We start from the raw sequence: 11,177 nt of genomic DNA on the forward strand, positions 1-11,177 counted from the left end.
TGCAAACTTTCTCTCACTTCCGTCCGCCACTTTTTTGGAAAACTGCAACCACAAAAGTTTGTTTCTCTTTTTCTGCTACTACTAATCCTGTAAAGGGCATTCCTGCCCGCTTTCGCTAAAATGACACCGGACGCAGTGGTTTCTACCCGGTGTTGGAGAAATCCTTTCTCTTTGCCCTCTACTACGGGTAAATGCTCCAAATGCCAAACACCAGGGCAGAAAAATTCCCTCCTCGCTTACTACTACAACCGGCAGGGGGCAAAATGGCCGGGAGCGGAGCCGGACAACAAAAAAAGCAGTAAATCTTTTTCAAGACTTACTGCTTTCGCTGGCCGCGTCGGTGGCGGCTGGTATTCAGTTTTTATGACTTGTCCGGTGGTTCGTCAAGCCGGAACTTGAATTGACAGTCAATTAACCGCTGCTTTACATAGTCCTCCACCTCGGCGTTGACCTGCCCGTTCACTTTTGAGAAATAGCGGATATATCCGGCGTAGTGGAGCAGGACAGCGTTCACGGCTTCTGGGTCGCCCTCACGGGCTTTGAGGATTGTTTCATAGGGGAGAAGTCTACTCATACCGGCTCACCCCCATTTCTTCGCGTAGCCGCTGCAAGGCAAGCTGGATATGCCGCCCCGCTGTGCTGCGTGACCGGCCAATACACGCGCCGATCACGCGCTGCGGCTGGCGCAGAAAGTAATAGCGCAGGATTTCTTCCCGCGTCTGCTCCGGCAAAACAGAGATCGCGTCGGCAAGGGCGGCGTTGCAGAGCAGGACGGTCTGACCGCAGACGGTAAATGGGTATTCCTCGTCCGGCTCCGACGCGGCAAACTGGACAAACTTCTCGTTCATCAGATAGTCAAGGGAAACTTGCCGTTCCCATTGCCGTTTAAGCTTCAAAATCTTGTCCAAGGCGGCACAGCGGATAACAGTCTTGCAAAAGGCGTTGTACCTGCGCTGGATATATTCTTGATAGGCTATCTGGTCGGTCATGGAAATTCCCCTTTCTGAATAATAGTGCGGGGCGGTGGCACTTCTTGCTGTCGCCCCTTGATTGCCTACCAGCAAAGGCGGGCGGGGCTGTCAACGGCTGCGCATATGCGCCGTTCATCTTGACCGTTGACTGGCTCGGCTGGGTTTGCTATTTACCCGACAAACTTGAATTTATTTTAAGCTATCACGTTTTACCTTCTTAAGCCTTACTATCATTACCATAGGAATTTCTTTGTTGGTTTTAAAACATTCTTCATAAAATCCATCAATGACAAATCCAGCTCTAAAACAAAGGTTAAAAATATCTTGTATGGAACGATGATAATAAATCTGCTCTTTCGGTTGCCCTTCAATCGCTATATCATAGTAACTGTGCGGTGTCATATATTTTTCAGTCAACGTGACAAAACAAGGGTGTTGCGTTGCAAAGACAAAAATTCCGCTTTCCTGCAACAGTTCATAAACAGCCATAAGAAGTGGTTCAATATCCGTAATATCCATAATTGCCATATTAGAAACTGCTTTCGTAAAGGCTCGATTTCTTTTTAATTCTAATATACTTTTTCTATCGGTCGCATCCGCCACACAAAATTCAATTTGTTTTGCATATTGTGATTGCCGTCTTTTAGCCAATTCTATCATTTTTTTGCTGTAATCAAAAGCGACAACCGAAGCGCCTCTTTGTGCAAGATACGAAGAATAATTTCCATTGCCACACGCAATATCCAAAATGTAATCCGCAGGATTAGGAGATAGAAGTTCCGTTACTTTGGGACGCACTACCTCTCTGTGAAATTCATTAGATTCGTCACCCATTGCATTATCCCAAAATTGTGCGTTCTCCTCCCAGATTTTTTTACTTTCCTCTGTTCCCATGTTCTCTCCCACTCCCCAAATTTGCTTTTTTGCTTCCATTAAATCTTCCTTACTATATTCCATTGTTACCCTCCATAACTTCTGATTGTTGCCGTCTTGACGATTATGTATCTTTACATTACCTTCTGAAACATATGGCGCACCTTGTCCAGGCGGCTGTTTGGACGGCGGGGCTGGATGACCGGCTGACCGACAGCGGCCTGATATCCTTTCAGCTCTGTAAGGCATACGCTCCGCCCGTTGGTGTAAAAGGCCAGATCAGTACGGTATGCCTGTATACAGCGGGCGGGAATCTCGCCAGTAAAGACAACTTCATCCTTTTTTACCTGGGCCGTTTCGATGGTGGCACAGTATTTCGGTGCATCATGATAAGCCCTGGAAAGGTATTCCTGGGGCGCATAGAGGATGAAGGAGAGATAAGGTTCCAGCAGCTGCGTCCCCGATTCCTTCAATGCCTGTTCCAATACAATCGGGGCCAATGAGCGGAAGTCCGCCGGCGTGCTGACCGGACTGTAATAAAGCCCGTATTCAAAGCAAATCTTACAGTCCGTTACGTTCCAGCCGAACAAGCCCTGCTCCAGCCCGTAACGGATACCATCCCTGACAGCGTTTTGAAAACTCTGGTTCAAGTATCCCAGCGAAACCCGGCTCTCGTATTGTACACCGGAGCCAAGCGAGAGTGGTGTAACAGACAGTCCTATGGATGCCCAAAACGGGTTGGGCGGCACCTCGATATGGATGGTGTGGCTGGCTGCTTTGAGCGGCCGCTCCATATAAATGACGGAGGGTTCCTTTACCACTGTTTCAAGCTTGTATTTTTCCGACAGCAAAGCGGAAACAACCTCCAACTGCACCCGGCCCAAAAAAGAAAGAATGATCTCATGGGTGATGGAATCCACTTCGCAACGCAAAAGCGGGTCAGTATCCGCAAGTTGCGTAAGAGCGTCCAGCAGCCGTTCTCTTTGCGCTGCCGTTTTCGGCGCAATCGTCGTCCGCAGCATGGGGAGGGGGTCCTCGCGCCACCTTTTACGAGGGAGCCGGGTTTGGTCCCCTAATACATCGTTTAACCTCACGCTGTCGCTGGGAAGGATAACAATTTCACCCTGATAAGCGGTGTCTGTCCGAACAATTTCCCCTTTGGATGGAATACGCATCTCTGTGATTTTCAGCTTTTCTCTCCCGGCCAGGGCCACCGTATCCCGCAGGCGCAGCGTTCCGCTGTATAACCGTAGATAGACACGCCGCTGGCCGCAATCGGTGTACTCAACCTTGAAAACGCTGCCGCATAGGGCGGCGCCCCCCTGTTCCCCAATCGGTTGGAACAGCCCTGTCACCGCATCCATCAACGGTTGAATGCCAAGGCCATTTTTGGCGCTGCCATGATAGACTGGGAACAGGGAGGCGTCTTGAACCCGCTGCTGTTCCTCCCGCGCAAGTTTTTCCCGGCTGATTGGTTCTCCTGCGATATACTTTTCCAATAATTCATCGTTATTTTCGATGACCGCATCCCATGCTTCTATGTCGGTATTTTCCTCCAGGACTATTTCCGGGGACAGCGACACCGTCTGCTTGATGATAATATCGGCGGAGAGCTTATCCCGAACAGACTGAACCACGCTCTGCAAATCAACGCCAGCCTGGTCGATCTTGTTGATAAAGATAACGGTGGGAATGTTCATTTTCCGCAGGGCATGGAACAGAATACGGGTCTGGGCCTGCACGCCATCTTTAGCGGAGATCACCAAGATGGCCCCATCTAAAACAGCCAAAGAGCGGTACACCTCCGCCAAAAAATCCATGTGGCCGGGCGTATCCACAATGTTAACTTTACATCTGTGCCACTGGAAGGAAGTGACTGCCGCTTGAATGGTAATCCCACGCTGCCGCTCCAAAAACATGGTGTCCGTCCTCGTTGTCCCTTTTTCGACGCTCCCCGGTTCTGAAATGGCTCCGCTGGCATATAGCAGGCTCTCCGTCAAGGTCGTCTTTCCAGCGTCTACATGGGCAAGAATTCCAATATTGATTATTTTCATGTGATTGTCCTCCCTTTACAGCCCCAAAGGGCATAAAAATCCCCAGCAGTAAAATACTTTTACCACTGGGGATTATAAGTTGCGGACATACACATATACAGCATACACCTGTTTGTGATTGCTGTTTTTGGGGATATGTCAAAATTGATAAGGCAAAAGTATTCTTAAATTGGGTACAAAAAACTAAGCCCCTACAAAAGGAGCTATCATAATCCTTTGTTCCCACTATTTGATTATAGTTTTATTTAAGAATACCTTGCCGCATATTTTTTACTCCTTTTCTGGATTAAATCATTGTATCACATCAGTTTTAGGAAAGCAAGTACCTAAAAGAAATTTTTCTTCCCCTTATATGTAACAATCATACCGGCTTCCTAGCGTTCAGAATGTTTTCTGCTGTCTGCTGTGGTGTTTGGTTGGAATTGTCCAACCAAAAGCCGATCCGTGGTGTTGTCTGCATTTTACTAAATACAAATTCAATGTATACAGAAAGATATAAGGAGTGGGAGGGATTCCGCCGTAGTTGGCATTGTAGGAAAATCCAAAAGTTTAGATTTTCCCACAATGCTTATCTTTTGGTCTTTGGTTCGGAATAGTGTAGTGCTGGCGGTCTATCTCTTGTTTTCGGTTGCTTGCTTCCTTACCGTACATGAGCATTGGAGCCAGGGTTGTCCGATCCGTAGCCCTCCAGAAGATTGACTACGCCCCACACGCCCAGGCCAGCGCCGAGAGCCACAACAAGGGTCTGTAAAGTATCAATAGCGGAAGAAAAGAACTGCATAGAGCCTCCATTTCTCCGGGTGTTCCCCGGCCATGAAAAAAGCCGCCATCACTGGCGGCAGGTTACAACTTCGGGACACTTTGTCCCAAAGTCTCTTTATGCAAAGGCGTCTGGATCGTCGATGTCGTCATAGTTGAGGATGTCCTCGTCCTCTTCCGTGAGCGCATCGTCCGGCACAGCCACCTCATACATCTCACACGCCTCGTTAAGCCCGGGACGCCTGCGGCGGTTGATGAGCTTATCAAGGTCAAAAGCGTTTTTGATTTTGTCGGCCTCAGCCGTGTGTTTATAATTCGGGTGCTTTTTTAGGTCATACTTCGGGGAGTAGAACGGGGGCAGGCCCCTAAGCTGTAAAATGCACTTGTCCCCGGGCATGGTTGCCAGCTCGCTGGGCGTCATCAGCTCCCGGCCCAGCCGCTGGGTATTCAGATTGTAGCTTTCCGACTGCCCCTTTGAGCGGCCATCGGTCTGCATATAGATGGTTGCCTTCCCGAGCCAATTTTCCGATATTTCCTTGATGGTACTGGCCTCACGGCCTCCCAGGAATACCACGCTGTCCATATTTCCGAGGATTGTCTCCGCGTGTTTATCGTAAATGGCCTTACACTGCGCCAACTGCTGGTAAAAGAGCGTCAGCGACACCTCGCGGGAGCGGATCACGGCGCAAATTTTTTCGAGCTGGGGCACCTGTCCCGTGTTGGCCGCCTCGTCCCACAGCACCCGTACATGGTGGGGCAGGCGGCCCCCGTGAACATTGTCGGCCCTTTCGCAGAGCAGATTGAACATCTGCGAAAAGGCCAGGGCCACAAGGAAGTTATAGGTCTGCGTGGTGTCCGAAATGATAAAGAACACCGCCGTTTTCCGATCCCCGATGCGGTCAAGCTCCATCTCGTCATAGCTCATAATCTCCCGAAGTTGGGGGATGTCAAAGGGGGCCAGACGCGCACCGCAGGAAATCAAGATCGACTTGGCAGTTTTGCCGCTACTTAACTTATATTTGCGGTATTGCTTGACGGCAAAGCAGTCTGGCTTGCGTTTTTCCAGCCCCTTGAACATATAGTCCACGGCATTTAGGAAATTTTCATCGTCCTCCTTTACCTCCATGCCGGAAATCATATCAACCAGCGTGTTCATGTTCCGATCCTCGGCGGGCCCCTCAAAAATGATATAGGCAATCAGAGCGCAGTATAAGAGCGTCTCCGCCTTCGTCCAGAACGGATCGCCCTCCTTGCCCTCGCCTTTGGTGTTGGAAATCAGCGCATCCACAAATTTGAGGATGTCCGCCTCATTCTTGATATAGGCCAGCGGATTGTAGTGCATGGATTTTGAGAAATCAATGGAATTGAAAACCTTAATCCGATACCCCCGCCGTTGCAGGAAAGCCCCCACCTGGGAGAGCACCCCGCCTTTCGGATCGACACAGACAAAGCTGCACCCGCCCTTTTTGTCCGCGCTGGCCTGGAGTAGCTGGGGAGTGAGCCAAAAGCGGGTTTTCCCCGAGCCGGACGAGCCGATGACACAGGCGTTTAGGTTGCGGGCGTTGGCTGGATTTTTGGGGCGGGTGTTCATGGTAAGGAACTCCGTCCCGGTCAGAATGATGTTGTTTTCAAACTTCGGATCGACGAAAGGGGCGATGTCTTTAGGCCCGCCCCACCGGGCCGATCCGTATTCTTCATCCCGTCTGTATTTTTTGGCGTTCTTGCTTTTGAAGTAAATCAAGAGCCGAAAGCCCACCGCGCCCACAATGCCGATGAGCCAGTCAAGGGGATTGAGCCCCGGCGCGAAGTCGGCAAAGGCCGGGCCGATGGTCTGGCCCAGGCCCATGAGTTTATGGGGCAAATCCGCGCCCCCGGCCAGCCGGTAGGCCGTCCCCAGCTTTAGGCAGGCCCACAGCACGAACAGATAGGGGATGTTGGGTAGTACATATTTCTTGATCTTATCTGTCCTCACGAACCGCCTCCTTTACCCGTTCCCGCTTGTGCGGTTTCTCCTTCGCAAGCTGATCCGCCGCTTGTTTAAGCTGTTCCCGGATGGGAACACGGCGGGACTTGGATTTATTCAGCACCTTCCGCGAGTATTCAGAAAAGCAGGCGGTAATCGCATCCGCCTGCCCAGCCTTGAAAAACAACAGATATTTGTCCGGCCCGGTTTTGTAAAAGGCATAGTCCACATTCCACTTCCGGGCCACCCGGTCAAACGCCTTCGTGTCCCCGGAAAGCTCAATACTGTTTGTGGCCGCGCCGTGGGCCATGAGCTTTTTCACGCTCTGCCTGCCGTGGGGCGTCTGGTGCTCCCGGTGGGCCTTTCGGATCTTCCGGCCCACAGCCCCCACCACATAGGCAAGGCCCCGGGCCGTCAGCTTGCTGGCGCGGACAGATACGGCAATCGTGCGCCGGGAAACATCTTCATCAATCAGTTACACCGCCTCCTTTCCGGCGGGCACCTCGGGACAAAGTGTCTCGAAGTGCCGCCTATCGTTCCTCACGCTCCTTATTAGAAAGTTTCCGATAGCCCTCCAGGGAGGAGCCGTCAATAATCTCTTTGTAGGCCGCCATCTGCTCCCGGATGGAAAGTTTCGGATAGGAGAAAACCCGGTGCTCGGCGGGAATGTCTTTCGTATCGCGGTAAAACTCCTTGAAGTCCCCGCTGGTCTGGACAATATAGCCGCCGGGAGCAAAGTGGCCGCCCTCGTTGATGGAAACATCCCGCCCGTATGCCTCATAATCGAAGTAATCTTTCAGCTCGTCCGGGATCGGCAAGTCCTCCGAAAAATAGCGGCCCAAATCCTCCTCGTTTTCAATATCGGGATAAAACTCGTAGCAGTCCAGATTTTGCGTAAGGTTGATCAGGTCTGCCACGCTGGAAGTATGACTGCCACAGTCAATCACGGCCTCGAATTTCTCCAAGTCGCTCTGATCCAGTTCGGAGAGCAGGCAGGCCAGATGGTTGAGCTCGTCCAGATTTTCATATTCCGTCAGATAGTCATAGAGCCCCAGCACATCGCCGTCAAAGCTGGTAATGAAAAACTCCTCATACCGCACCCCGTCCACGCCGATGCGCTTTAGGAGCGCCTGCACTTCCTCCGTGGTAGTGGGGAATTTCAGCGTTTCTCCTACCACTTCGCCCTCATTGTATTTCCCTAGGTTTGTGATGTAGGCTTCAAAAAGGGCCGCCATCAGCGGCGGCCCTGGCCCTTGACGGTCAAAATGCCCTCAAGAGTAGTGGCCGTAATCCCCAGGCGCTGGGCAACGGCGATGTCGTTTTTCATGGCCTCGGTCATGGTATGGCCGCAGACCACCAGCACATGGGAACGGCGGAGCAGGTCGCGGCTCATGTCAATCCCGCTTTTATGCTCCTCGGGAACGGCATCATTAAGGAACAAAGGTAGATACAGGGTAGGGCAGATGGGAGAAAACCCCGCCTCGTACACCGCCCGGCAATACCGGGCCGCCTGTTCCGCGTTTTCACTGTCCCCGCCAAGCCATGCGGCGGTAATATAAGCAAGTGGGCGTTTCATTGTCAAAACCTCCGATCTTTTATTAAGGATACTTCAGCCCAATCCCCCCGCCCTTTCCCATTCATGGGAAAGGGGGCGGCTCTGGAGGATATATGCCCCCGCCGCGCCGTTTTAAGTAGCACAGCCGGGGCAGACCGTCAAGGGCAGGCCGCCGCAAGCGGCGGTGCGTTGCACCCTTGACGGCCCACTCCCGGCTGTGCAGGAATATAGGCGGCGACGGGGGATATATCACCACAGAGCCCTCTGCAAGAGGGGCGGGGCCTCTCGGGACAATTTGTCTCGAAGTGGATAAGTTACTTGTCTTTTTCCATCTTTCTCGGGGCCTTTGCCAGCTCGGGCGGCTGTTTCTCTTTCCACTCGTCCAGCAAGGTCATAATCTGCTCCTTCATTTTGGCGGGAGTAGCCTCCTTGCCAAAGTATTTCTCCAGTTCAGCCATCGAAATAATCACGCCGCGATCCTCCTTTTTCTTTTCTGATAAGATGCCGTCAATCACATCGCCGTTGAGCTTGCCCTCCTTATCCAGCTCCCGGAGCTGTTTGGCCTGGGCCAGCGAGGGGGACGCCTGCTCCCCGTCAATGGAAACGGCAATCAGACGCTGGTTTTTCGGCTTGATGTAAGAGAGCTCCACCGCAGGCATAAAGCCCATTTTTTTATCGTCCACCTTGTTTATGAGCTCCGGGACAAGATGGTTAAGGCGCAGATAGCGCATGACCTTCTTATAATTCATGCCATGCGCATTACCCACGATCTCAACGGAGCGTTTTCCTACATCCCCCTCGGCCACGCCTTTCAGCCGCCCGCCCTGGTGCTTAATGTCCTCCACTTCCAGATCCAAAAGGGCGGCCAGCTCGCTGGGGAGCGTCTGATCCCTCTGCTTGTTGCTGTCCTTCATGGCCTCAACCGCCTCATGGTCGGTCATATCCCGCACAATAAAGGGCATTTCCTCCAGGCCCGCCAGCTCACTGCCGCGACAGCGCCGATGGCCCGCCACAATCTCATAGCCGTTTCCGTCCTTTTCGGGACGGGCAAGGCCGGGAACCATAACGCCGTTGAGTTTGATGGACTCCACCGTTTCCTGCATTTTGGCATCGTCCCGCACCTTGAACGGGTGGGGCCGGAATGTGTGGAACGGATGGAGCTCGGAAAGTTTCAGATAAACCAGCTTGCCCTCCTCAACGGGACGGGGCGGCACAGCAGGCTCCTGCGGGGCCTGCTCCGGGGGAGCAGCCTCCTTTGTGGGAGTACCTTTCCCGGCATCCGGGGGAGCCGGAGCCTCGGGCGCTTTCCCGCCACTTCGGGACAATTTGTCTCGTTTGGACGGCTGGGCCTCGCCGGGGGCCGCCTTGTCAGCCTTAGACGGGCGGCCCTTGCGGGGCCCTGCCTTCTTCGGCGCTTTTTCAGACTCCGCCTCGGTGTGCTCCGCCTTTTCCGATTTCGGGGGACGGCCACGGCGCGGCTTTTCGGGCTCCCCCTTTTCAGCGACAGGATGCTCCGTCGCGGGAGCCCCGGCCTCCTGTTCCGGGGGCGTTTCCGCTTTTTCCACCTCAGCCCGGGCCGCCCGGCGCTTATCTGCCATGAGCGCGTCAATCTGATCCGCAGAGATGACCACATCGCCGGGCTCGGCAGGCCCGGTCTGTTCCGGCTGGTGTTCGGGAGCCGGGGCCTCACTGCGGGCTGGATCAGCCGCAACGGGCGCGGGAGCCTCCTCGGTTTTTGCCGCCTCGGGCCCTGTGTTCAGTTTTTCATCTGCCATTCACTAACCTCCTTTTCGTGAAAGTTGCACAATTTTCGGACTTAAATTTCTGTAATTATTTTTTGGCCTCCTTCCGGTCTATCCACGCAAAAAAGCCGCCCAAGATAGCACCTGGACGGCCTTTCGCGTAATGTGATAGATCAATTTTTATTTTTTTCGGATTGCAGGCTCCGAAAAGCCTTGTATTTACAGTGTTCCTAATATGAAACAATCATATGATTATCGCATTTCCACCTTGCACGTATTTGAGCAACGCTGGGGCTGCCGATTATATCCGAAAAAAGGGCAGATTGATAAAGCGCGTTATCAAAAGGGACTGGCGGCAAAAAAATTTTTTATGCGTTTTTTGAATGCAGATTGCCCCAGAATTGCGGTGGAAAACCCTGTTTCCAGCAAAATATTTGAAATGCCTCCGCACACGCAGGAAATCCAGCCATATGAATACGGACATCCCTGTACGAAAAAAACAAGACTTTGGCTGCGCGGATTGCCGGAATTACGTCCAACAAATGTTGTGGAACCTATCGGCCCTTATGTACCGGCGGGAACCAGCAGAAAGGACAGGAGCAAATACGGTTCTGCAAAACGAGGAGAGGACGCAAAGAACCGAGCAAAAACATTTCCCGGAGTCGCAAAGGCTATGGCTGAACAATGGGCCGGCCGTGTGGAAAATCGAGGGGGAGGAAAATTATGAACGAGGAGGTAGATTATGAACAAGGTACGGAGAAAGCGCCTTCAGGAGGCCTTCGATCTGGTGGCCAAAGTCCAGGAAATTCTGGCAGAGGTACGAGAGGAAGAACGAGAGTCCATCGAAAACCTTCCGGATAATTTCCGGTATGGTGAGCGGGGCGAGGAGATGGAGGCATACATCGAGATGATTGACGAAGCAGACGGGTATCTCGATGACGCCAAGTCGGTCATCGAGCAGATCTGAGGAGGCGAAACCATGAGCAAGCGCAAAAACGGTACCCTGCGAGCAGCCAAGCAGCTGGGGCTTAACCCCTACGGCTGGGGCAACGGCAGGGGACAGACTATGCAGGCAATGAAAAAGGCCCGCCGGCGGCGACCGGACAGGGCCATGAATCAATAAACACAAGCCTATTGTAAAGCATAAGAGGAGGAAAAGTCAAGATGACCATGAAAATCAATCAGCTGGAAATCGAAAACGTCAAGCGGATCAAGGCGGTGAAGTTAAAGCCGGCGGCAAACGGCCTCACCATTATCGGC

Annotated in this window: 13 protein-coding genes; 3 read left to right on the top strand and 10 right to left on the bottom strand. The window is 52.5% G+C overall.

The genetic code is table 11. The features are described from left to right. Positions 1-361: 361 nt before the first annotated feature. From B5E84_RS16345 to B5E84_RS16400, 10 genes are all read right to left on the bottom strand, one after another. Positions 362-574 carry a helix-turn-helix domain-containing protein gene (locus B5E84_RS16345; protein ID WP_002586615.1) on the bottom strand — a complete coding sequence of 71 codons (213 nt, stop codon included), beginning with the start codon at positions 572-574 and terminating at the stop codon, positions 362-364. Beyond that, entirely contained in the window at positions 567-989 is a 423-nt protein-coding gene (locus B5E84_RS16350; RefSeq protein WP_002586616.1) for a sigma-70 RNA polymerase sigma factor region 4 domain-containing protein, read from the bottom strand. Before B5E84_RS16350 ends, B5E84_RS16345 begins: the two co-directional genes overlap by 8 nt. 171 nt (positions 990-1,160) lie before the next feature. Next, positions 1,161-1,928, bottom strand: a complete 768-nt coding sequence (locus B5E84_RS16360; protein WP_002586626.1) for a class I SAM-dependent methyltransferase — start codon at positions 1,926-1,928, stop codon at positions 1,161-1,163. 50 nt (positions 1,929-1,978) lie between these two features. Continuing rightward, on the bottom strand, positions 1,979-3,898 hold the full coding sequence (tet(W), locus tag B5E84_RS16365) for a tetracycline resistance ribosomal protection protein Tet(W) (RefSeq protein ID WP_002586627.1): 1,920 nt from the start codon (positions 3,896-3,898) through the stop codon (positions 1,979-1,981). Positions 3,899-4,538: 640 nt separating this feature from the next. Beyond that, a complete protein-coding gene (locus B5E84_RS16375) occupies positions 4,539-4,679 on the bottom strand; it encodes a Maff2 family mobile element protein (RefSeq protein WP_006575326.1) in 141 nt (46 codons plus the stop codon). Between the two features lie 96 nt (positions 4,680-4,775). After that, positions 4,776-6,629 carry a VirD4-like conjugal transfer protein, CD1115 family gene (locus tag B5E84_RS16380; RefSeq protein WP_087224708.1) on the bottom strand — a complete coding sequence of 618 codons (1,854 nt, stop codon included), beginning with the start codon at positions 6,627-6,629 and terminating at the stop codon, positions 4,776-4,778. Further along, entirely contained in the window at positions 6,616-7,092 is a 477-nt protein-coding gene (locus tag B5E84_RS16385; RefSeq protein ID WP_334293420.1) for a PcfB family protein, read from the bottom strand. The genes B5E84_RS16380 and B5E84_RS16385 overlap by 14 nt, the downstream gene beginning before the upstream one ends. Positions 7,093-7,150: 58 nt before the next feature. Beyond that, positions 7,151-7,855, bottom strand: coding sequence for an antirestriction protein ArdA (locus B5E84_RS16390; protein WP_087224715.1), 705 nt, complete (start codon positions 7,853-7,855; stop codon positions 7,151-7,153). After that, positions 7,855-8,196 carry a DUF7768 domain-containing protein gene (locus tag B5E84_RS16395; RefSeq protein WP_070088834.1) on the bottom strand — a complete coding sequence of 114 codons (342 nt, stop codon included), beginning with the start codon at positions 8,194-8,196 and terminating at the stop codon, positions 7,855-7,857. The genes B5E84_RS16390 and B5E84_RS16395 overlap by 1 nt, the downstream gene beginning before the upstream one ends. Before the next feature lie 293 nt (positions 8,197-8,489). After that, on the bottom strand, positions 8,490-9,950 hold the full coding sequence (locus B5E84_RS16400) for a ParB/RepB/Spo0J family partition protein (RefSeq protein WP_087224718.1): 1,461 nt from the start codon (positions 9,948-9,950) through the stop codon (positions 8,490-8,492). Between the two features lie 202 nt (positions 9,951-10,152). On the opposite strand from B5E84_RS16400, the gene B5E84_RS16405 reads away from it, so the two are divergent. The 3 genes from B5E84_RS16405 to B5E84_RS20665 are packed head-to-tail and all read left to right on the top strand — an operon-like array spanning position 10,153 to position 11,040. Next, positions 10,153-10,644 carry a hypothetical protein gene (locus B5E84_RS16405; RefSeq protein ID WP_242963417.1) on the top strand — a complete coding sequence of 164 codons (492 nt, stop codon included), beginning with the start codon at positions 10,153-10,155 and terminating at the stop codon, positions 10,642-10,644. A gap of 15 nt (positions 10,645-10,659) precedes the next feature. Then, complete coding sequence (locus tag B5E84_RS16410; RefSeq protein WP_087224721.1) at positions 10,660-10,884, top strand: hypothetical protein; 225 nt, start codon at positions 10,660-10,662, stop codon at positions 10,882-10,884. Between the two features lie 12 nt (positions 10,885-10,896). Beyond that, a complete protein-coding gene (locus tag B5E84_RS20665) occupies positions 10,897-11,040 on the top strand; it encodes a hypothetical protein (protein ID WP_162612882.1) in 144 nt (47 codons plus the stop codon). Positions 11,041-11,177: the final 137 nt, after the last annotated feature.

It is taken from the genome of Lachnoclostridium sp. An14 (assembly GCF_002160755.1).
In the GTDB taxonomy this organism is placed as follows: Bacteria; Bacillota; Clostridia; order Lachnospirales; family Lachnospiraceae; genus Lachnoclostridium_A.

Excerpts from the sequence above, each read along its gene's own strand:
- B5E84_RS16345 (WP_002586615.1), bottom strand. The coding sequence starts at position 574 with ATGAGTAGACTTCTCCCCTATGAAACAATCCTCAAAGCCCGTGAGGGC.
- B5E84_RS16395 (WP_070088834.1), bottom strand. The coding sequence starts at position 8,196 with ATGAAACGCCCACTTGCTTATATTACCGCCGCATGGCTTGGCGGGGAC.
- B5E84_RS16400 (WP_087224718.1), bottom strand. The coding sequence starts at position 9,950 with ATGGCAGATGAAAAACTGAACACAGGGCCCGAGGCGGCAAAAACCGAG.
- B5E84_RS16410 (WP_087224721.1), top strand. The coding sequence starts at position 10,660 with ATGAACAAGGTACGGAGAAAGCGCCTTCAGGAGGCCTTCGATCTGGTG.
- B5E84_RS16390 (WP_087224715.1), bottom strand. The coding sequence starts at position 7,855 with ATGGCGGCCCTTTTTGAAGCCTACATCACAAACCTAGGGAAATACAAT.
- B5E84_RS16360 (WP_002586626.1), bottom strand. The coding sequence starts at position 1,928 with ATGGAATATAGTAAGGAAGATTTAATGGAAGCAAAAAAGCAAATTTGG.
- B5E84_RS16375 (WP_006575326.1), bottom strand. The coding sequence starts at position 4,679 with ATGCAGTTCTTTTCTTCCGCTATTGATACTTTACAGACCCTTGTTGTG.
- B5E84_RS16350 (WP_002586616.1), bottom strand. The coding sequence starts at position 989 with ATGACCGACCAGATAGCCTATCAAGAATATATCCAGCGCAGGTACAAC.
- B5E84_RS16405 (WP_242963417.1), top strand. The coding sequence starts at position 10,153 with ATGAAACAATCATATGATTATCGCATTTCCACCTTGCACGTATTTGAG.
- B5E84_RS20665 (WP_162612882.1), top strand. The coding sequence starts at position 10,897 with ATGAGCAAGCGCAAAAACGGTACCCTGCGAGCAGCCAAGCAGCTGGGG.